At 70.7% G+C, this 20,627-nt stretch carries 19 protein-coding genes; 5 read left to right on the top strand and 14 right to left on the bottom strand.

Annotation, left to right across the window (positions count from 1 at the left end):
* Positions 1-4: 4 nt before the first annotated feature.
* Together GAS53_RS02830 and GAS53_RS02825 are read right to left on the bottom strand one after the other, a co-directional pair.
* The gene (locus GAS53_RS02830; protein WP_151475775.1) at positions 5-532 is read right to left on the bottom strand and encodes an SRPBCC family protein; all 528 of its coding nucleotides are present in this window, start codon (positions 530-532) and stop codon (positions 5-7) included.
* A 6-nt stretch (positions 533-538) separates the two neighbouring features.
* A complete protein-coding gene (locus GAS53_RS02825; RefSeq protein ID WP_225858677.1) occupies positions 539-940 on the bottom strand; it encodes an ArsR/SmtB family transcription factor in 402 nt (133 codons plus the stop codon).
* Between the two features lie 163 nt (positions 941-1,103).
* Here GAS53_RS02825 and GAS53_RS02820 point away from each other — a divergent pair, with 163 nt between their 5' ends.
* On the top strand, positions 1,104-2,612 hold the full coding sequence (locus GAS53_RS02820) for an MFS transporter (protein ID WP_151475774.1): 1,509 nt from the start codon (positions 1,104-1,106) through the stop codon (positions 2,610-2,612).
* Between the two features lie 54 nt (positions 2,613-2,666).
* Here the strand turns inward: GAS53_RS02820 and GAS53_RS02815 are convergent, their stop codons facing one another.
* The 5 genes from GAS53_RS02815 to GAS53_RS02795 form a co-directional block, all read right to left on the bottom strand.
* A complete protein-coding gene (locus GAS53_RS02815; RefSeq protein ID WP_151475773.1) occupies positions 2,667-4,001 on the bottom strand; it encodes an MDR family MFS transporter in 1,335 nt (444 codons plus the stop codon).
* On the bottom strand, positions 3,994-5,973 hold the full coding sequence (locus tag GAS53_RS02810; protein ID WP_225858676.1) for an ABC transporter permease subunit: 1,980 nt from the start codon (positions 5,971-5,973) through the stop codon (positions 3,994-3,996). The genes GAS53_RS02815 and GAS53_RS02810 overlap by 8 nt, the downstream gene beginning before the upstream one ends.
* Before the next feature lie 48 nt (positions 5,974-6,021).
* Positions 6,022-7,521 (bottom strand): ABC transporter substrate-binding protein, encoded by a 1,500-nt coding sequence (locus tag GAS53_RS02805; RefSeq protein WP_151475772.1) that lies wholly within the window; start codon positions 7,519-7,521, stop codon positions 6,022-6,024.
* Between the two features lie 62 nt (positions 7,522-7,583).
* Complete coding sequence (locus GAS53_RS02800) at positions 7,584-8,117, bottom strand: GNAT family N-acetyltransferase (RefSeq protein ID WP_192582910.1); 534 nt, start codon at positions 8,115-8,117, stop codon at positions 7,584-7,586.
* A gap of 46 nt (positions 8,118-8,163) precedes the next feature.
* On the bottom strand, positions 8,164-8,610 hold the full coding sequence (locus tag GAS53_RS02795; RefSeq protein ID WP_151475770.1) for a hypothetical protein: 447 nt from the start codon (positions 8,608-8,610) through the stop codon (positions 8,164-8,166).
* A 269-nt stretch (positions 8,611-8,879) separates the two neighbouring features.
* Here GAS53_RS02795 and GAS53_RS02790 point away from each other — a divergent pair, with 269 nt between their 5' ends.
* Positions 8,880-9,317 carry an STAS domain-containing protein gene (locus GAS53_RS02790; RefSeq protein WP_151475769.1) on the top strand — a complete coding sequence of 146 codons (438 nt, stop codon included), beginning with the start codon at positions 8,880-8,882 and terminating at the stop codon, positions 9,315-9,317.
* On the opposite strand, the gene GAS53_RS02785 is transcribed toward GAS53_RS02790, so the two are convergent.
* From GAS53_RS02785 to GAS53_RS02760, 6 genes are all read right to left on the bottom strand, one after another.
* On the bottom strand, positions 9,238-11,217 hold the full coding sequence (locus tag GAS53_RS02785) for a DUF2264 domain-containing protein (RefSeq protein WP_151475768.1): 1,980 nt from the start codon (positions 11,215-11,217) through the stop codon (positions 9,238-9,240). The genes GAS53_RS02790 and GAS53_RS02785 overlap by 80 nt on opposite strands.
* Before the next feature lie 18 nt (positions 11,218-11,235).
* The gene (locus GAS53_RS02780; protein WP_151475767.1) at positions 11,236-12,318 is read right to left on the bottom strand and encodes a LacI family DNA-binding transcriptional regulator; all 1,083 of its coding nucleotides are present in this window, start codon (positions 12,316-12,318) and stop codon (positions 11,236-11,238) included.
* Positions 12,319-12,358: 40 nt separating this feature from the next.
* Positions 12,359-14,017 carry an extracellular solute-binding protein gene (locus GAS53_RS02775; protein WP_151475766.1) on the bottom strand — a complete coding sequence of 553 codons (1,659 nt, stop codon included), beginning with the start codon at positions 14,015-14,017 and terminating at the stop codon, positions 12,359-12,361.
* Between the two features lie 145 nt (positions 14,018-14,162).
* The gene (locus GAS53_RS02770) at positions 14,163-15,050 is read right to left on the bottom strand and encodes a carbohydrate ABC transporter permease (RefSeq protein WP_151475765.1); all 888 of its coding nucleotides are present in this window, start codon (positions 15,048-15,050) and stop codon (positions 14,163-14,165) included.
* Positions 15,047-15,901 (bottom strand): ABC transporter permease, encoded by an 855-nt coding sequence (locus GAS53_RS02765; RefSeq protein ID WP_151475819.1) that lies wholly within the window; start codon positions 15,899-15,901, stop codon positions 15,047-15,049. The genes GAS53_RS02770 and GAS53_RS02765 overlap by 4 nt, the downstream gene beginning before the upstream one ends.
* Before the next feature lie 252 nt (positions 15,902-16,153).
* Positions 16,154-16,864, bottom strand: coding sequence for a MerR family transcriptional regulator (locus GAS53_RS02760; RefSeq protein ID WP_151475764.1), 711 nt, complete (start codon positions 16,862-16,864; stop codon positions 16,154-16,156).
* 168 nt (positions 16,865-17,032) lie between these two features.
* Between GAS53_RS02760 and GAS53_RS02755 the strand changes: the two genes are divergently transcribed.
* On the top strand, positions 17,033-17,224 hold the full coding sequence (locus tag GAS53_RS02755) for a hypothetical protein (RefSeq protein WP_151475763.1): 192 nt from the start codon (positions 17,033-17,035) through the stop codon (positions 17,222-17,224).
* A 207-nt stretch (positions 17,225-17,431) separates the two neighbouring features.
* Here GAS53_RS02755 and GAS53_RS02750 read toward each other — a convergent pair whose 3' ends face one another.
* Positions 17,432-17,860: a protease inhibitor gene (locus tag GAS53_RS02750; RefSeq protein ID WP_151475762.1), complete on the bottom strand. Its 429-nt coding sequence runs from the start codon at positions 17,858-17,860 to the stop codon at positions 17,432-17,434.
* A 309-nt stretch (positions 17,861-18,169) separates the two neighbouring features.
* Here GAS53_RS02750 and GAS53_RS02745 point away from each other — a divergent pair, with 309 nt between their 5' ends.
* Entirely contained in the window at positions 18,170-18,763 is a 594-nt protein-coding gene (locus GAS53_RS02745) for a hypothetical protein (RefSeq protein WP_151475761.1), read from the top strand.
* Positions 18,764-19,048: 285 nt separating this feature from the next.
* The gene (locus GAS53_RS02740; protein ID WP_151475760.1) at positions 19,049-20,611 is read left to right on the top strand and encodes a purine-cytosine permease family protein; all 1,563 of its coding nucleotides are present in this window, start codon (positions 19,049-19,051) and stop codon (positions 20,609-20,611) included.
* Positions 20,612-20,627: the final 16 nt, after the last annotated feature.

The following is a 20,627-nucleotide window of genomic DNA, read 5'->3' as shown; positions in this document are numbered from 1 at the left end:
GCCGTCAGTCGGTCCCCGGGATCGGAGCTCCCGAGGGGATGCCGGCCTCGACGTACGCCTGGTAGACCTCCTGCCATGGCGCACCGGCACCGGCGTGCGGGCCTTCGAACACCTCGCCCCGGGCGTGCGCGTCGAGGGCGGAGAGGCACACCTCCCAGCCGGCGCCGTTACGGGCGGCCGTGTTCTCGGCCTCCAGGACGTTGGTCAATGTGAAGCGGGTGCGCTTCTCGTCCAACTCCTCGAGGTCGAAGCGCAGTTCGTCGCCGCCCCAGCTGAAGGAGAGATGCCGGGGCGGATCGACCGCGAGGACACGGCCCGTCGCGTCCTCCAGGTTCGGGTCGCCGCTGAACTTGATCGTGCCGCCTTCACGCAGCTCGATCTCGGCGTGGGACGGGAACCAGTGGGCCAGCTCGTCCGTGTCGGTCACGAACTGCCAGACGCGGTCGATGGGGTGGTCATAGGTGCGGCTGAAGCGAACGGCCGGGCGGCCGTCGTCCAGGGTGAGGTACGTGCCGGTGGTTTCCGTGGACATGGTGGCTCAGTCCTTCGGGGAGGGGGCTGGATCTGCTTCGTCCGACGACTCCCCCGTTGCCGTCCCTGTCGCTGACGCCGCCGCCGTCGCTGACGCCGTCGCCGTCTCGTCGAGGCGTCGGCCGAGCGCGTCGAGGCTGGTGTTCCAGAGCTTGCGGTACGGGGCCAGCCACGCGTCGAGCTCCGCGATCGGCGCCGGGTCGAGCGCGTAGACCCGGCGCTGCGCGTCCTGCCGTACGCGGACCAGGCCCGCGTCCCGCAGCACCTTCAGGTGCTTCGACGTGCTCGGCTGACTCAGACCGCACGCCTCGACGATCTCGCCGACCGGCCGCGGCCGCTCCAGGAGAAGCCCGACGATGGCCCGCCGGTGCGGGTCGGCGAGGGCGGTCCAGAGGGAGGCATCGGACATGGGTCCAATATGCCTCGGCGGTTATATTCCCGTCAAGGCATAGACCTTTTCCCCGCTAGCGAAACTTTGCCGTTTCGATAAAAGTGGTCTAGTCTCTAGGCGTACGAAACGGTTTCGTTTCTGAACTCCTCTGTCGAGCGACTTTCCCTGGAGTGGTGCTCCCATGTCCAAGACTCAGACTCTGGCCAAAGATGCCCGCAAGGGCACAGCGGAGGCGCCGGGCACGGCGCCGTCGGCGAAGCGATGGTGGATTCTCGCGATCGTCGCGATCGCGCAGCTGATGGTGGTGCTGGACGCGACCATCGTGAACATCGCGCTGCCGTCGGCGCAGGCGGACCTCGGGTTCTCCGACGGCAACCGGCAGTGGGTCGTCACCGCGTACGCGCTGGCCTTCGCCTCGTTGCTTCTGCTGGGCGGCCGGATAGCCGACCTCTTCGGACGCAAGCCCGCCTTCCTGATCGGAGTCGCCGGATTCGCCGCGGCCTCCGTGCTCGGCGGCGCGGCGAACAGCTTCGGGATGCTGGTCGCCGCGCGTGCCCTCCAGGGCGTCTTCGGCGCGCTCCTCGCGCCCGCCGCGCTCTCGCTCCTCAACACGACCTTCACCGACGCCAAGGAGCGCGCCAGGGCATTCAGCGTCTACGGCGCGATCGCCGGTGCGGGCGGTGCGCTCGGTCTGCTGCTCGGTGGGGTGCTGACGGACGCGCTGGACTGGCGCTGGACCCTGTACGTCAATGTCATCTTCGCCGTCGTCGCCTTCGTGGGCGGCTGGATGCTGCTGAACAACCACCGTGACGCGGCGAACTCCAAGCTGGACCTGCCGGGCGCGCTGCTGGTCTCCGCCGGTCTCTTCTCCGTCGTCTACGGCTTCTCCAACGCCGAGACGCACGACTGGAGTTCGACCCAGACCTGGGGCTTCCTGGTCGCGGGCGGGGTGCTCCTGACGGTGTTCGCCTGGTGGCAGACCCGCGCCGCGCACCCGCTGCTGCCGATGCGCGTTCTGCTCGACCGGACGCGCGGGGCCTCGTTCGTCGCCGTCCTCGTCACCGGTGCGGGCATGTTCGGTGTCTTCCTCTTCCTCACCTACTACCTGCAGCTGAACCTGGGCTTCAGCCCGACCAAGACGGGTCTGGCCTTCCTGCCGATGATGGCGGCCCTGATGGTCACGGCGCAGATCTCCACCACGGTCCTGGTACCCCGCATCGGGCCGAAGGCCGTCATCCCGGCGGGCTTCGCCATCGCCGCGATCGCCATGGCCTGGCTGACCGGCATCGGGGTCGACTCCGACTTCTCGACGGCCGTACTGCCGCAGCTGATCCTGATCGGCGCGGGCCTCGGCATCGTGATGCCGCCCGCGATGGCCCTGGCCACCAGCGGAGTCGCACCCGAGGACGCGGGCGTCGCCTCCGCGACGGTCAACACCATGCAGCAGGTGGGCGGTTCCATCGGCACCGCGCTTCTCAACACGCTCGCCGCGAGCGCCGCGACCAACTACCTGTCCGGCAAGGACGCCACCGACAAGCTGGTCCAGGCCCAGTCGACGATCGAGAGCTACACCACCGCCTTCTGGTGGTCCGCGGGCTTCTTCGTGGCGGGCGCCGTGATCGCCTTCCTGCTCTACCGCCGCGGGGTTCCCGAGCAGGACGCGGAGGCCGCGCCGGTCATCCATATGTGAGCCACCACAAGCCGCTCCACATGTGACCCACCGCAAGCCGAGGGGCCGCCGTCTTCAGGGAGACGGCGGCCCCTCTTTCGCGTGGCGTGGCAGCAGGACCACCGCCGTGACGGGGATCGCGGCGAGGACGAGCCAGGGCACGGCCGGCGGCAGGTCCGTGTCGAGGAGGGAGCCGGTGGCCGCGCTGCCCACGAGGACGATGAGGCCGGAGACCGAGGACAACGCGCCGGTGTAGAGGCCGAGCCTGCCGTCGTCGGCGAGGTCGGGCACCCAGGCGCGGGCGGCGGGCGCGACGAGCATCTGACCGAGGGTGAGCAGGACGACGTAGCCCGCCGCGGGCAGGAGCCCCACGGTTCCCGTCCACGCGGCGGGCCGGGCCACGGCCACCACCGCGAAGCCCGCCGCGATCAGCACCAGCCCCGCCGACATGGACCGCCGCAGGTCGAGCCGGTCCCCCGCCCAGCGCGTGACCGGCAGCTGGGCCGTCACGACCAGCAGCGAGGACAGCGCGAACAGCCAGGCCAGCGGCGCCTGCGAGCCCGCCGCACGCTCCACCTCGACGGGGAGGAGCTGGTACAGCTGGTTGTACGCCAGCAGATAGGCGCCGTACGCGCAGCACAGGGCCAGGAAGCGACGGTTGCGCACCAGGCCGTGGACACCACCGCGGCTCTGCACGCGGGCCCGGCCGGGGATGCGCTGCGGCAGCAGCCACGCGTGTCCGGCCAGCACGAGTACGAAGACTCCGGCTCCGGCGAGACAGACCGCGCGGAAGTCCACGGCCAGCAGCAGCGCGCCGATGAGCGGGCCGAGGAACGCGCCGGCCTGGCCCGCCACGGTGAACAGGGCCAGTACGTGTGTACGCGGGCCCTCGCCCGCCTCCTCCCTGCACACCGCCTGCCGGGCCACCTCCGACTCGACGGCGGGCGAGAACAGCGCGGCGGCGAAACCGATCAGGAGGACGGCTCCGATGACCGCCCAGCTCGTCTCCGCGTAGCCGAGCCAGCCGAAGCCTGCGATCCGCAGCACGCAGCCGGCGAGCACCACCGGCCGGACCCCGTACCGGTCCGCCAGTGCCCCGCCCACCACAAACAGCCCCTGCTGGCTGAACGTCCGCAGCCCCAGCACCAGCCCGACCAGCCATCCCGCCATGCCGATCGCTGTCCCGAGATGCTCGGCAAGGAACGGCAGCACGGCGAAGAAGCCGATATTGAAGGCGAGTTGAGTGAGGATGAGGAGGCGGAGCAGCGGATTGAGGGCAGTGAAGGTCCGCAGGGACGAAAGGAATCTCCGCGTGGGCCGGGCTTTGGTGGTGCGGCTACCGTGCGGGGCCTGGATCGCTGTCTGGGTCTGGGTCTGGGTCCGGGGCTGGGAGGGCGACTGCTCAGGCATCCCGCCTCCGCACCGAACCGGCCGGATCTGCCGAAACGGCCGAGCCCACCGGGCCTGCGGGACCTGCGGGACCTGCGGGACCTGCCGGGCCTGCGGGACCTACCTTCGAAGCGTCGCCCGCCGAGCCCACAGCCACAGCCTCCTCCGTCCCATCCCCCACTGGATGCACTGCCGAATCCTCCGCCATCGACTCCCGCTCCCCTGCTCTCGCCCCACGCTCTGTCACCGTCTCGGCCCCGCTCCCGCCTCGCCGCCACTCCCGGACCCGGCGCACTCCGGGCCACCGCACCCCACGCCCACCCGTAACCGCCACCGCCCCCAGCAGAGCCAGCGCCGCGGCCGGTGCCAGTACGGCCCAGGGCGCTCGTTCGGCGTACGGCTGGTTCTCGGACAGGAGCAGGCCCCACTCCGGCGACGGCGGCTGGGCGCCGAGGCCCAGGAAGCCCAGAGCCGCCAGGGCCAGGGCCACACCCGGGAGGCGCAGCAACGCGTGGCGCACGACCGGGGGCAGGACCGCCGGGAGGAGTTCGAGGCGGAGCAACTGGAACGGGCTCGCGCCCAGGGCACGCGTCGCCGTCAAGTGCGTGGTGGCGCGCTCCTGTTGGAGCAACGCGGAGGTATGGGCCGCGAGCGGCGCCCAGGCGACGGCGGTCACCGCGAGGGCCGGGGTCGCGGGCCCGCTGCCCGCGATGCCGGTGACGAGGAGCGCGGCGAGGACCGGCGGAACGGCGTTGACCGTGTCGACCAGTGGGCCGGAGAACCGCGGCAGCAGGCCCAGCAGTACGCCCACGAGAAGCGCGGCCGCGCTCACCGCGACGGCCAGGGCCAGCGTGCTCAGTGCCCCGTGGCCGACCCGCGCCAGCACATCGCGCCCCAGCGCGTCGGTGCCGAACGGGTGCGCCCAGGAAGGGGATTGGAGCCGGTCCGTGGTGTCCAGCTCCAACGGGTTCCGAGCGAGGCCCAGCGCGATGACGCCGAGCAGCAGCCCGCCGTAGAGAAGGGGCAGCGTCGTGGGCCGCGGCGGGGCCGGGCGGTGCAGCGAGGAGAGCGCGCCGTCGCGCAGGGCCGGGCCGATCAGGATTCGGGCCGCGAGCCGGGCGAGCCCTCCGGCGACCGCCGCCAGCAGGACGAGGGCCAGCGTGCCGGCCTGGAGGACGGGCAGGTCCTGCGCCACTGCCGCCTGGAGGGTCAGCCGCCCGAGCCCGGGGATGTCGAAGATCTGCTCCACGGCTACCGCGCCGCCGGTCAGGCCGACGACGAACAGCCCGAGGTTCGGCAGGAGTCCGGGGACGCAACGGCGCAGCGCCTGCCTGGCGATGCTCCGGCCGGGGACTCCGCGCGCCGCAGCCGCCAGCGCCCACGGTTCGGCGAACGCGCCTGGCAGCAGATCGTCGAGCATCCGCCCGAGCAGCGCGCCCGCGGGCAGGCCGAGCGACAGCGCGGGCAGCACCATCCACTGGGGTCCGTACCAGCCGAGCGCGGGCAGCCAGCCGAGCTGTACGCCCACGACGGCGGCGAGCACCGAGGCGGTCAGGAAGTCGGGCAGAGTGGAGAGCAGCGCCGATCCGGTGCCTGCGGAGCGCCGATCGTCGAGCCGTCGCCCCGAGCCGAGCCACAGGCTTCGCGCGCACACGGCTCCCGCCGTGACCATCGCGACGAACAGCGCCCCGCTCATCAGTAGGAGCGAGACCCCGAGTGCCTGGACGACCGACGGCGTGACCTCCGCACCCGAGATCCACGACCGGCCCGCGTCTCCTGCCGACAGACCGCCGAGCCAGTCGCCCAGCAGCTTCAACGGCCCGGCGTCCAGGCCGAGTTGGGAGCGTATCGCTGCCAGTACTTCAGGCGTCGGGGTGCGCTCCGCCGACCGAGCCTTGAGCACGGTGAGTGCCGGGTCCGTGCGCGACAGCCACGGGAGCAGCCCGACGCCGCACAGCAGGGCGGCGACAAGGGCAGCACGCCACAGCACCACCGGCGCGCCACCTCGTACGACGGCCTTGAGCACGTGCGCCGCCGCCCGTCAGCGCCGCGTGCCGACGCCGACGAGGCTGCGCTCGTACGGATCGAGCAGCACACCCCTCACCTCGGCGCCGACGCCGGTGATGATCCGCTGGTGGACCAGCGGCACGACGGCGTCCGTGCCGAGGATCGCCGCCTCCGCGGTCATCGCCGCGTCCTGCCGCTTCGCGGTGTCGGCGACCGACTCCGCCCGGGAGACGTCCTTGTCGACGTCCTTGTCGCACAGCTGCGCCAGGTTGTAGCTGCCGTCGCAGGTGTAGTCGCTGGCGAGGATCGAGACGGGGTCGCCGGTGTCCAGCATGGTGTTGCGGGCGGACACGAGCGCGTCGAACTTCCCGGCCAGCGCGTCGCTTTCGAGCCGCGAGTACTCGCGCACCTCCAGCTTCACCTTGAACCCGGCCTTCTCCAGCTGCTGCTTGAGCACCTGGGCGACCTCGGGCAGCTCGGGCCGGTTGTCGTACGTGGCCACGGTGACCGAAGTACCGTCGGCGACCCCCGCCTCGGCCCGGCCGGTCGGCTCGACACGCTTGTCGGCCGCCCAGGTCAGAGCGGGTCCGTAGATGCCGACGCCGGGGTCGGCGTACCCCTCGTAGACGCCCTTGGCGAGGGCGGACGTGTCGATCGCCTCGCGGGCGGCGGCCCGTACCCTCGGGTTCTTGAAGGCGCCGGACTTGGTGTTGAGGAGCAGGCTCGTGGTCCGGGTGGTGGCCGTCTCGCGGCGGGTCGCCTCGTCCAGGGACGCCGCCTGCGAGACCGGCACGGCCTCGGCGATGTCGGCCTCGCCGGTGCGCAGCGCGTTCGTACGGGCCGTGCCGTCGGCTATGAACTTCGCGTCGACGCCGGAGGCCTGAGCGCGGCCGCCCCAGTAGTCGTCGAAACGGTCCAGGGTGGCCGCGGTGGTGCCGGTGACCTTGGTGAGCTCGAAGGGTCCAGTGGCGGTGCCGACCGGGCTGACGGCGTCCTTCTTCGCGTACGCCTTGTCCGAAAGGACGACCAGGCCGGGGCTCGACAGGCGCAGTGGCAGTACGGGGTCGGGGTCGGCGGTGGTCACCCGGACCCGTCCGTCGCCCGCGGGCTCGGCGGTGAGCTCGACGCCGGACAGCGCGGCGGTCACGGGCTCGGCGTTCGCGGCACGGGTGAGGGACGCGGCGACGGCCTTCGGTGTGACCTCGGTGCCGTCCTGGAAAGCCGCGTCCCGCAGGGTGAACAGCCAACTGCGGTCGTTCTCGCGGCTCCACGACTCGGCGAGCGCGGGGACCGCGGCACCGTTGGCGTCGAGGCGGGTCAGTCCCTCCGTGACACCGAGCCTGCTGAGGAGGGTGGCGTCGGCTCCGTACGGGGAGAAGTTCTCGGCGGGCGGGAAGGCGAGGGCGACCCTCAGCCGGGAGCCGTCCGGGCTGCCTGCGGATTCGTTGCCGCCGTCGGAGGCGAAGCAGCCGGTGAGCAGGGGTGCGAGCAGGAGGCCGACGACGAACCGGCGACGGCGCGGCAGAGAGCGCATGGTCTCTTTCTTCGTGGGGGTGATGCGTGGGGGTGCGTGCTGGCTGCGAGTGAGAGGGTTCGTCAGGCCAGGGGGACTTCGAAGTGGACGATCCCCTGGCCGCCGCCGGGTTCCTCGCGCTCGTCGTGGATCGCCTTGCCCAGTGAACGCCAGAACGCCTCGGCGCCCGGCACGGCAGGGTCGGTGTGCAGGTAGACGGCGCGGTAGCCGCCGTCCGCCGTCGCGAAGTCGAGGAGGCGGCCGACGAGTTGCCGGGCGAGGCCCCGTCGCCGGTGCTCGGGGCGGACATACACGCGCCGCAGCTGGGCGGTCTCCCCGGAGGGGTAGCGCTGGGCGAGGTGGCGCGGGTTGGGCGGATGGGCCGGGCCGCGGGAGTCGAGCGCGGCGGTCGCGGCCACCGTGCCGTCCCGCTCGTCGACCGCGACCAGCAGGGTGTGCCGGACGGGCGCGAGATAGGCGTGGTCGAGGTCGATGATGTCGCGGTGCCAGCGAGGTACGTACCCGGTGCCGAAGTCCCGGTAGACGGTGTCGAGCATCACGGACCGCGCGCCGTCGAGGTCGCCGGGGGTCGCCGTTCTTATGCAGTAGTCGCGCACTTGCACATCATATGCATTAAGGCTGCGCGGCTTCGTCAGAAGGGCCCTAGGCCCTCCCCCGCCACGAGCCCTTCCATACGACCCACACATGGCCGTCCGGCCCGTGGTGCACGCACAGTCCGTCGACGACGGCCAGAAGCGGCAGATGCTTGGCGCCGGTCTGGTCGTCGGAGTCCAGCGAGACCGCGACGTCGTCGGTGGCCGCCACGGTGATGCCCGTGGGGTCCGCGGTGAGGACGATCCGGCACAGGTCCGCGGCGCTGCGCGTCAGCAGGCATCTGCTCGCGGAGCGGCCCGCGTCGAGGACCGGGGAGAGGAACGACAGCGGGGCGTCGATCGCCCGCGTCACCGCCACGGCGGCCGCCTCCGCCGCCGACTTCCCCTCCGAGCGGGAGAAGTGCGCGGTGAACTCCATCTCCAGCACGGGTTCCATGAGTCCGCACTCGGTCAGCAGTGACGGTCCGCCTGGCGGAGTACGTACCGGCGTTCCCACTGCCAACCCTCCTTGGTCAGACAGTCATCAAGAATCGTGCGGACAGCGGCGCGGCCGGGGGCTTGGGCAGCACCGCGACTTTACGTCCGCAACAGCCCGTTGAACAGGGCGCGTTGAGCAAACACAAAGACCAAAAGTCAATGGTTACCCTCGGAATTCACTTGGTCGAGTGAACTAGATCTTGCGGAGCCTGCGGCAGGGATGGTTCCGGTGCGGCCGGGGTAACTACCGAGATCAAATACGCCCTCCCCTGTAGAGGTGGAGCCGCCATGCCGCCGGAATCCCATGACCATGCCGCTGGACTGCCCGAGTGCGGCGCGGCGGAGTCCGGACTTCCTCCGGCGAATCCGTACGCCCACAGCTATCTGAGCGGCGGGTTCACGGTCGTCGGGGTGCTGGGCGAGATAGACATGGCGACAGCCGGCGCCCTGGCCGAGCACTTGGACGCCGCGACCGCGAGTCCGGCGCCCCACGTTCTGGTCGACCTCCGTGCGGTGGAGTTCTTCGACTGCTCGGGGCTGCGCGTGCTGTGCCGGGCCGATCGCCGGGCGAAGAAGCGGGGCGGCACCCTCCGTCTCGTCTCCGACCAGCCCCGCATCCACCGGCTGTTACGCGCCTCGGGACTCCTCAGGCGCTTCCCGCCCCTGCCGGAACTTCCTCCTCCGTCCCGTCAGGGAAGCGCACCACCACCGTCCCCTCCGCAGTGACCCGCGCCCCGGCCCGCGCCCGCAGCGCCTCGGGATCGCAGGGCCGCACCGGGTCGGCGCTGAGCACGACGAGGGTCACCAGGAGGTGGGGGCGGCCCGGGTGTGCGGGGAGCCGGAGACAGGGCGTGGCGGAGTACTCGCCGTAGGCGTTGACACCGCGAGCCTGTGCGACCGCGCCGTGCGGCAGTTCGTCGGCCCCGGGCGCCTCCCAGCCGTGCAACGCGACGACCGCACTCGTGAGGCCGTCCCGCTGACGACGCGCCAGCGCCCATCCCGGCCCCGCGGCCTCCGCCAACGGCCCGCTCTCGTCGGCCACCGCCCACCCCCCTTCGCGTACGACGGCTCCCGGCGGCCCGTCGACCCGGTGGACCCGCACCTCCCAGGGGCCGTGGACCACGCTGGTCGTCTCGATGCGGTGTCCCTCCTCGGAGCCCGGCAGGACCGCCCGGTGCCAGGACGCGGCGCGGCGTCCTGCCGCGCCGAGTGGGTGGATCCGGCCGCGCCGCGAGACCGCCGTTCCGTCTGCCGTGAGCAGGGCGATGTGGTTGTCGGGCCCGGTCGTCGCCGTACCGGCCGCCGGAGTGTCCGGGGCCGTGGCGCCCGAGTACGCGAACTTCGTGTAGTGCGGGCTGTCCTCGGCCTCGGCCGGGGGCGGCGGCAACCGGTCGCTGCCGTGGTTGACGAGTCGTACGAGCCCGTCGGCGGCGGTCGAGTGGAGCAGCCAGCCGGGCGCGGGCAGCGCCAGATACCTGTCCGCCGTGTCCACCGGGCTCGGTTCCTCGGGATCCGTCCAGACGGAGTGGTCGGCGGGGAGCAACAGGCCGAGGAACGCCTTGCTCGCCCAGTACGGCGAGGCGGGCCCCGAGTACCGCTGGGTGACCGGGAGGAAGGGCCGGTACCAGCCCAGGCTGAGCAGTCCCCGTTCGTCGGGCACCCCCCGGTCGGCGAAGTGCTTGAGCGCGCCCGAGGCCAGCCGGCGGGTGCGTCCGGGCGGCAGCGGGGTCGCGTCGGCGAGCGCGCCGGCCCACAGCGGGGCGGCCGTCGCGTAACGGTAGGTGAGCGAGCGGCCTTGGTGGACGGGCGCGCCGTCGGAGCCGAAGAAGTACTGGTGCGCGCCCAGGAATTCACGCAGCCGGTCCCGGTGGTCGGCCGTCAGCGAGACGTCCGCGCGCGGTCCGGCGATGCGGGCCCACAGGATCGGGTACAGGTGCAGCGCCCAGGCGTTGTAGTAGTCGAACTTGCGGCCGTCGCCGTCGGTGTACCAGCCGCCGCCCCGGTACCAGTCCTCCAGCCGCGCGAGGCCGCCGTCGATCTCGGCGCGGCTGTGCGGGGCCCCCACGGAGGCGAGGAACTCCTCCGTGATGACCTGGAAGAGCCGCCAGTTGGAGTCGTTCGCCTCGGCGCCCACGAACCCGCCGAGCCACGTGACCACCCGCTGGCGTACCGCGTCGTCGAGCCGGTCCCAGATCCACGGCCGGGTCTCGTGCAGGGCGATCGCGATCGAGGCGGCCTCGACCATGGGCTGGGCCCGGTCGGCGATGGGCGGCCAGCGGTCCGCGCCGTCCGGGTCGGTCCCGGCGGCGAGTCCGGCCGCGTACCGCTCGATCAGCTCCGGCGAGACCCGCCCGCCGGAGCCCGCGATACGGCAGGCGGCGAGCAGGAACGAGCGTGCGTAGCCTTCAAGGCCGTCGGACCAGGACCCGGAGTGGCTGGCCCGGCCGGGCAGCCGGTATTGCGCCAACTCCCTTGAGGCGTAAGGGAGTATGCCGTCCAGGAGGCGGTCGGCCATCGCCTCCCAGTGGGCGCGTGTCCAGCCGGTGACGGGTGACTGTGCGAGGTCGGGGGGCGGCAGTTGGGACGAGTGCGTCGGGTCGGGGAGCGACACATGCGGCGCGGTCATACGGGGGTGGGTCCTCCGTCAGTGGGGGCGCCCCGGTGGGGGCGGCTGGACGCTGTCGCGTACGACGATGTGGGTGCCGAGCAGATGGTGGGCGCCCGCTGCGTGCTCGGGGTCGCGCAGGGCGATGCGCACGGCGGCCCGGCCGAGTTCCTCGGCGGGCGTGCGCACTGTGGTGAGCGGGGGGTTGAAGTCCTCGGCGAGCGGGATGTCGTTGTAGCCGACTACCGAGATGTCGTCGGGTACGCGCAGTCCGGCGTCGGCGATGGCCCGCAGGGCTCCGGCGGCGACCATGTCGTCCCCGGCGAAGACGGCCGTGAAGTCCGGTGTCTCCTTGAGGAGTTGGGTCATCGCCCGGTGGCCCGCCGCCCGGCCGAGGCCGCAGTCGATGACGTGGGCGGCCTCGGGCGGCAGGCCGTGCTCGGCGAGTGCGGTCCGGTAGCCGGCGACGCGCGCGTCGAGGGCCGTGTTGCCGGGCAGCCCGCCGAGGAACACGATCCCGCGGTGGCCCGCCGAGAGCAGATGGCCGGTGATGGCGTGGGCCCCTGCCTCGTTGTCGAACTCGACGACGAGTGCCGGGATGTCGGGGTCGGGCGCGGGCCGGCCGCACAGCACGAGACGGGCGCCGGCCGAATCGAGGGCGTGCGCATAGTGCGCGACGCGCTCCCGGTAGGCGTCGTCCTCGACGACCCCGCCGACGAGGATCACCAGGCGGGCGCCCTCCTCGCGCATCAACTGCACGAATTCCAGCTCGCGTTGCGGATCCCCGCCGGTGGTGCCGACCAGACACAGCCAGCCGCGCGCGGCCGCCTCCGCCTCCACGCCCTCGGCGACCTGCGCGTAGAAGGGGCTGGTGACCTGTCGCAGGACGACGGCGACCATCTTGCGGCCGCCGCCGACCAGGGCGCGGGCGTGCGCGTTGGCGACATAGTCGAGGTCGCGGGCCGCGCGGAGCACACGGGCCCGGGTCGACGCGGGCACCGGGTGGTTGCCGCTGAGCACGCGCGAGACGGTGGCCATGGACACGCCTGCCCGCTCGGCGACCTCGCGAATGGTCACGCGCCGCTTCGCCGTCGGCTCCGCCTCTGTCATGTCGTTGCCCATCTCCCCCGCGTCTCCCCTCACAACCGCCCGACCTGCCACATCAGTTGTTCGCGGCGTAGTCCTCGGCGAACTCCTCGGCCATTCTGTCGCCACCTCGCTGACGCCACGTCTTGACCGTCGCGTCCCACTCGGAGAGCGGCGTGCGTCCGGCGATGATCCCGGTAGCGGTGTCCTTGAGGAGCGTGTCGAGGGTGGTGCCCTGAGAGGTGTACGTCCGGGACTGGAGCCCGTACGAGGCATTGCGGATGGCGTGCGGGACGGTCTTCGTCTGCCAGGCGTGCAGGGCCTTCACCGCGTCGGGCATGCCGGGCACGAACAGCGCCTGGGGGCCTTCGGCGAGATACTTCAGCGGCAGGTTGGTGTTGTTCTCGACCTGGCCGAGGTCGTTGGGCTCGGGCGAGCCGTCCTTGGCCCGTGTGAAGTGGGTGCCTTCCACTCCGTAGTGGACGAGTTCCCATTCCTTGCTGCCGAACGGCGCAGCGAGGTAGTCGAGTACGCGCAGCAGCAGCTGAACACGCTCCTTCTTCGCCTTCTTGAGAATCGTGTAGCCGAACGAGCGGCGCGCCCCGACGATGCCGCCGGGGGTACCGCCCACGCTGTACGGGAGAGCGGCTGCCGGGGTGTACTTCCGGCTCGGCTCGAGGAACTTGGGAAGGTAGCCGCCGAATCCGTCCTGCACGGAGCCGACCGTCCCGTTGTAGTAGAGGGCGATCATGTCGAGCTGCGAGATGGAGGTGGCGTCGGGGTGGTAGGAGCCCGCCTTGCGCAGCCGGGACTGGAAGTCGAGCATCTGCTTGTAGCGCTCGTCGGCCGCGGACGGCAGGAACGTGCCGTCCTCCTTCACCGACCAGCCGCGTGCGTGGACGCCGTGGGCCGCGGAGTGGAAGCCGTCACCGAACGTGGACCCGACCGCCGCCCCCAGGGCGTACTTCTTCCCACTCGTCCCCTTCTTGGCCACCGCCGCGAAGTCCTGGTCGGTCCAGCCCTCCTTCATCCCGGCGGCCTCGAAGTACTCCTCGTTGAGCCAGAGCGTGGAGCCGGGCAGCGGACGCTCCAGAGGGATGCCGTAGATGCGCCCGCCGATGCGGCCCATGTCGCGCCAGGCGTGGGTCGGGATGTTCGCGAGGTTCGGGTAGTCCTCTACCGCGTCTCCCGAGAGGAACGGCGTCAGGTCCTCGGCGCGGCGCTGCACGAACTGGGCCTCGCGCGGAAGCGCGAACCCGGAGAAGATGTTGATGATGTCCGGGAGTTCACCCGGGTCGCCCGCCATCACGGTGGCCATCTTCTTCTGGTAGTCGGACTGCGAGATGACCGTGTACTCGATCTTCACACCGAGGGCCTTCTCCACGGCCTGCCAGAACCGGTTCGATGCGGCCGGCTTCGGCGGCGTACCGAAGGACACCGACATCACCTTGACCGTGGAGCCGTCACCGGGGGTGCGGGAGACCGACTGCGCCAGGTCGGACGGGTACGAGGTGTACCCGGGCTGGACTCCCTCCGCGGTGGGCGCGAGATCCGGCTTCGGCCCCGCGAAGGCCTTGTAGCCGGGCCAGGGTGCCAGCTTCTTGCCCGCGTTGGACACCCCGTCACCACCCGACTCCGTGGAACAGGCGGTCAGGGCGGCCGGCGCGGCAAGCGCGAGAGTGCCCACGGCAGCGGTACGCATCAGGGCACGACGGGACAGCGGTGTACTGGACATACGTGTTCTCCCAGCTCTGGACGACTGGCTCTGGACGACTGGCTCGCCCCGTAAGGGGCGCGGGGCTGTATCGATATGCGGCTCCGCCGCGTGGGCGCGACCAGTCACAGCCGGCCCGCAGGCGACGTGCCTCATCAGCGGAGCGCTAGCTCTTGATCGCCCCGGTGAGCACACCCTTCGTGAAGTACTTCTGCAGGAACGGATAGATCAAAAGAATCGGCACCGTGGCGATCACCAGCACCGCCATCTGCACGGTCTGCGGAGCATTGACCGTGCCCTCGCTCGTGGCGGCGTCAGTGAGCCCCGAGCCGGCCACCACATAGGTGCGCAGTACCTGTTGGAGCGGCCAGTGGTCGCTCTCCAGATAGAGCGAGGCGTAGAACCAGGAGTTCCAGTACGCCACCGCGTAGAAGAGGCCGACGACAGCCAGCGCCGCCTTGGACAACGGCAGCACGACGGACCACAGGACCCGCCAGTCCCCCGCGCCGTCCAGCCGCGCGGCCTCGTACAACTCCTCGGGAATCGACTGGAAGAACCCGCGCATGACCACCAGGTTGAACACGTTGATCAGCACGGGGAAGATCAGCGACCCGTACGAGTCAAGCAGGCCCAGCTCCTTGACCAGCAGGAAGCTGGGGATGATGCCGGGCGGGAAGAGGAACGTGAACAGCACGAGGAGCAGTACGGGCCGGCCGCCGAAGACGCCGGGGCGTGACAGGGCATAGGCGAGCGTGACCGTGCAGAAGAGGCTGAACAGGGTGCCGACCACGGTCACGCCGGCGCTGACGCCGAGGGCGTGGGTGACGATTCCGCCCTCGAAGATGTCTCGGTACGCCTGAGTGGTCGGCTCCGTCGGCCACAGCACCCAGCCTCCGTTGTCGACCACCTCCTTGGGCGAGGCGAGCGAGGTCGAGAGGATCACGAGGAACGGCACACAGACCAGGAGCACCACGACCACGAGTGCGACGGCCTTCGCAGCCTGGGTCGTCGGCCTGGGCTTCTCCATCCAGGCGGGCCGGGCGGAAGCGCTCACTTGTAGACCCCCTGTTCGCCGAGGCGGTGGGCGACCTTGTTGGCCGCGTAGACGAGCAGGGCGCCGATGACGCCCTTGAACAGGCCCGCGGCGGCGGCGAATCCGTAGTCGCCGCCGACGATGCCCTGGTAGTAGACGAAGGTGTCGATGATCTCCGCGGCCTCCGGGCCCACCGCGTCGCGCTGGAGGAGCATCTGCTCGAAGCCGACGGAGAGGATGTCGCCGAGCCGCATGATGAGCAACAGCACGATCACCGGCCGGATGGCGGGCAGCGTGACGTGCCAGAAGCGCCGCCAGGGTCCGGCGCCGTCGATGGCGGCGGCCTCGTACTGCTGCTCGTCGACCTGGGAGAGCGCGGCGAGGAAGATGATCGTGCCCCAGCCTGCGTCCTTCCAGATCACCTGGGCGACGGTGAGCGGTTTGAAGGCGTCGGGGTTGCCGATGATGTCGACGGTGCTCAGGCCCGCGTCGCCGAGATAGCCGTTCAGCATGCCGGTGTCGCCGAGGACCTGCTGGAACAGGGCGACGACGATCACCCATGAGATGAAGTGCGGCAGATACGCCACCGACTGCACGAAGCGGCGGACGGTGCTCCAGGTCAAGGTGTGCAGGAGCAGGGCGAGGGCGAGCGGCACGGGGAAGTAGAAGACGATCTGGAGGACCGCGATCCAGAGGGTGTTGAGGACCGCGTCCCAGAACTCGGCGTCCTGGAACATCCGTTGGAAGTTGCCCAGGCCGACCCACGGACTGCCCCAGATGCCGTCGAAGGGCACGTAGTCCTTGAACGCGATGACGTTGCCGGCCAGCGCGCCGTAGTGGAACACCAGGAAGTAGCCGAGCCCGGGCAGCATCAACAGGAACAGCGTCCGGCTTCTGCGGCTCTGGAAACCTTTTCGCTTCGTACGCGCACCGTTCGGATGGTGACGGGAAGGGGTCACCGCTTCTGTACCTGTGCGCTCCCGCACCACCGCGGCCACGGAACCTCCTCGTCTCCGGCTGTTGGGTGAGGGGAAATTAAAACGTTTCCAATGCGGGGTCAACACTTCTGACACACACCGGTAGTTGGCCGTGGTGTGGGACGCCCGCCGACCTGCGGAGATCGCTTAAAACGTTTTCGTACGCCGCTGGAGGTACGCGTGCAGAGCGGCCGACCCCCGCAGCCTGCTCAGGCTCCGGCGGTGCAACTCACGCTCCCGCCCGGCCAGTTCGGCCCGCACGCGCTCGGGGTTGCCGGTGGTGCGCAGCTCGGCCAGGACCGAACCGATCGTGGAGAACGGGTGGTTGCCGCGTCGCAGCAGCGCGACGACCTGCGCCAGTCGCGCCTCGGACGCAGAGTAACGGCGGTATCGGGTGCCCCTCTCCCGCGTGGGCCGCAGCAGGCCACGGGCCTCCCACAGGCGCAGTACGGGGGTCTGTACGCCGATGGCGTCGGCCACTTCGCCGATGCGCAGACCGCCGCGGTCCGTCGGCTCGGTGTCGTGCGTGACCAGCGTGTCCAGGGCCCTGATGACCTCGGCGAGTTCGGTCCGGTCCTGGTGGAGTTCGGCGTGGCTCGCGTCGAGCACGGCGAGCGCGGCCTCCAGGTCGTCGCCGTGGACGGCACGCATGATCGCGCCGGTCGTCGGCCAGCCGTGCCCCTCGGCCAGCGCGCGGGCGGCGGTGAGCGCTTCGGCGTGTGCGGCCGTGAACACCCGGTAGCCGCTGTCCGTGCGTCCGACGGGCGGCAGGATCCCCGTCTCCACGTAGTTGCGGACCTGCTGCGTCGAAATACCGGCCGTGCGCGCGAGGTCGACGGCCCGCAGTCGGTCGCTCACCCTGACTCCTCGCCCTGCTCTCCGACCGTGATTTGAGGGTTTCAGAGTATGTCGCGAGTCCGGGCCAGCATGCAGTCGGGTCAAGTCTCAAGAAGCACTTCAATGAAACGATTGAAGGAGCGGCGAGCGGCACATCGCCACGGAAGAACGGAAGAGGAGAGCGCCGACATGAAGTTCCTTCTCGAAGTCGACATGGGCGACACCGCCTGGGACGGGAACGCCGTCCGGGAGCTGGGGCGGATCCTGCGCTACTGGGGCGGGAACCTCCAGCACTACGAGCTGAAGCCCGGTGACGGGGCGGCCGTCTACGACTCCGACTACCGCGAGGTGGGGTTCTGGAGCGTCACCGTGTCCGAGTGATGCCGGGGTAAGCAGAGATACGCCGAGGTAAGCGGAGACACGGCCGGAGCCGGCAGAAAAACGCCGGGGCCGGCGGAGACGGCCCCACTCCGTCTCCACCGGCCCCTGTTGCGAGATCGCGTGGCACTCCGCGACGGGACTCGCACTCCCCATCCGCATCCGCGAGCCTCCGTCGACGCACACGGGGGACCGCGCGACCCCGGTCTCTCAGAACGTGAAGACGGCCATCCCGTAGGAGTTCTTCACGCACTCGTTGGAGAAGGTGCGCTCGTAGGAGACGCGCTTGCCCTGCCAGACTCCGTCGACCGTGACGACGACGGGATCGTATTCGCGGGTGCACATGCCGCCGGATCTGCCGGGCAGGGCGTCGAAGTCCCCGCCGGACGCCCGGAGTTCGGCACAGGCCGACGCCACGGCCGGGTGGCTCCCCGAGGCGGTCGGCGCACAGGTCAGGGTGACCGCGCGTTCGGGAGTGGTGTCGGCCGCGATCTCGCCGTGGCCCATGGTGAGCACCAGGGACGAGGGGGCGTAGAGCGAGTGCGGCGAGGGGGCGGCGAGTGCGGTCCCCGCGAGGGGTCCGCATACGGCGGTGGCCGTCAGCGTGATGGTCGCTGCCCAGCGCGCGGTGTTCGGCATTGTGTGCATCCTTCCGCTCGGTTGGTTGCCGTACCGGCTCGGTCGAGTGCCGGTTCGGCGAGCGCGAGTCTGCCGAGTCCGCGACGGAAACTCACCTCGACCCCACGCGTTTCAGTAACATTGCGTGTTGAATCAGTGGCGTGAAGTTACGGAATTCGAACAGGCCCGACCCGGAACTGAGCGGACTCCGCGTCCGCGAGTGGACACGCTGGCCGGATATGTACTGCTCAGCAATAGGCCTGAAACATTCCGCTTCCAGCTGAAGACCGACCCCTTGCGCCTGCTCCGCAAGCGAGTAATCGTCATTACATGATTACAGCCGAACAGCACGAGAAATTGCGCGGCTGGTTCGCCGGCCGTTTGCCCGACGATCTCTTCGAGAGCCTCAGCGAGGTCACGGTCGACCGCGAGGAGATCACCGTCATCGGCCGCATTCCCGAACCCCGGCTCGCCGAGGGCGCCTCGGACGCCGAGCGGGAGGCCGCCGTCGACTCCCGGGTCCAGGAGTTCCGCGAGCGCACCCGCGACGCCCGTATCGCCGTGGCCCGCGAGGCCGAGCACCGCTTCCGCAAGAAGGTCTCGTGGGGCGTGGAGTGCGGAACCGAGCGCGCCCTGTTCACGCATGTCGCCGCGCCCGTCATGACCCGGCTGCGGCAGCCCCAGCGGCAGGTCCTCGACACCCTGATCGCCGCCGGAGTCGCGCGCAGCCGCAGCGAGGCGCTCGCCTGGTGCGTACGTCTCGTCGAGCGCCACGCGGACGACTGGCTCGCGGAGTTGCGGGACTCCCTGGAGCACGTCCAGCGGGTCCGCGCACAGGGGCCCGACGCTCCGGGCCACGAACCCGAGGACACCCCGGGAGACGCTCCCGAGGACACACCCGGCGACACTTCCACAGACAACTGACCGCAGCCGATGGAGCATTCGTCCACCTGCGGCCGCAAAGTTGGATGGTCCGTCCACTGGTGCGGCTCTCGGCCTGCCCCTTAACTTCGGCAGACCACCGCACCAAGGGACGGCATCCCCGTGCTCCGCGTATCCCTGCGACAGCGACACGCCGTCCGGCCAGCCGCGTCACCGCGCGCTCCCCCGCCCTACCGCCGCGCCGGGTATCGGCCCTTCGCTGGAGCCCCCTTGTCCCCCTCGCCTTCCCCGTCGTCCTCGTCGCCCTCGCCCGAGAACTCTCCCGCCATGCCACCACCGTCGCTCACCGAGGTCGAGCCGTACGGCGTCGAGCGGATCCCCGACGCGGACCGCACCGCGAGCCCGCTCGATCTCTTCCGGCTCGCCTTCGGCGGGGCCAACACCTTCTCCACCTGCGTCCTCGGGGCCTTCCCCATCCTCTTCGGCCTGTCCTTCTGGCAGGGGCTCGCGGCAACGCTCCTCGGGGTGCTCGCGGGTGCGCTGATCCTGTGCCCGATGGCGGTCTTCGGACCGGTCAACGGCACGAACAACGCCGTCTCCTCCTCCGCCCACCTGGGGGTGCACGGCCGCGTCGTCGGCTCGTTCCTGTCACTGCTCACCGCGGTCGCGTTCTTCTCCATCTCGGTGTGGAGCTCGGGTGACGCCCTGGTCGGCGGCGCGCACCGGCTCTTCGGCCTGGAGCGCGGCGACCTGTCGTACGTCGTCGCGTACGCGCTGTTCGCCGGGCTGGTGCTCGCGGTGTGCGTGTACGGGTTCCGCTTCATGCTGTTCGTCAACAAGGTCGCGGTGACCTCCGCGACCCTGCTGTTCCTGCTCGGCGCGGTGGCCTTCGCCGGAGACTTCGACCCCTCGTACGCGGGCGTCTTCACGGCGTCGGCGGACGCGGCGACGCAGGACCTGTTCTGGCCGTCGTTCATCGGCTCCGCGCTGATCGTGCTGTCGAACCCGGTGTCCTTCGGCGCGTTCCTCGGCGACTGGTCGCGCTACATCCCGGCGAGCACGCCCCGCCGCCGGGTGATCGGTGCCGCGTTCCTGTCGCAGATCGCGACCCTGCTGCCGTTCGTCTTCGGCCTGGCGACCGCGAGCATCATCGCGACCAAGGCCCCGGAGTACGTCGCTCCCGAGGCCCCGAACTTCGTGGGCGGGCTGCTGGCCATCTCGCCGAGCTGGTTCTTCCTGCCGGTGTGTCTGCTCGCGCTGATCGGCGGCATGTCGACGGGCACGACCTCGCTGTACGGGACCGGCCTCGACTTCTCGTCGGTGTTCCCGCGCCTGTCCCGGGTCCAGGCGACCGTGCTGGTGGGCGTGTTGTCCATCGCGTTCATCTTCGTCGGACGCTTCGGCTTCGACCTCGTACAGAGCATCTCGACGTTCGCCACGATGATCATCACGTGTACGACGCCGTGGATGGTCGTGATGATGCTGGGCTTCCTCACCCGGCGCGGCTGGTACGACCCCGACGCGCTCCAGGTCTTCAACCGGCGCCAACGGGGCGGCCGTTACTGGTTCGCACACGGCTGGAACTGGCGCGGCATGACCGCCTGGTGGGTCTCCGCCCTGATCGGGGTCCTCTTCACGAACATCCCCGGCCAGTTCGTGGGTCCGCTCGGCGATCTGGCCGGCGGGGTCGACATCGGTCTGCCGATATCGCTGGCCGTTTCGGCCGTCCTGTTCCTGTCCCTGCTGTGGTTCTTCCCCGAACCGCGGGCGGCGTACGGGCCCGAGGGCGCGCGGCTGGTGCGTACCGTCGACGTTCCGGTGCCCCCGATCACCGGGCCGGGGAGCGAGGCCGACGCGAGCCGACCGGTGTTGGCGGCCGAAGGCTCCTGAGGGCTCCTCACGGTTC

Origin of the sequence: Streptomyces albicerus, assembly GCF_008905045.1 — a bacterium.
Lineage (GTDB): Bacteria > Actinomycetota > Actinomycetes > Streptomycetales > Streptomycetaceae > Streptomyces > Streptomyces albicerus.
The sequence above is the reverse complement of the archived record's forward strand: the minus strand, read 5'-3'. Positions and strand labels throughout refer to the sequence as shown.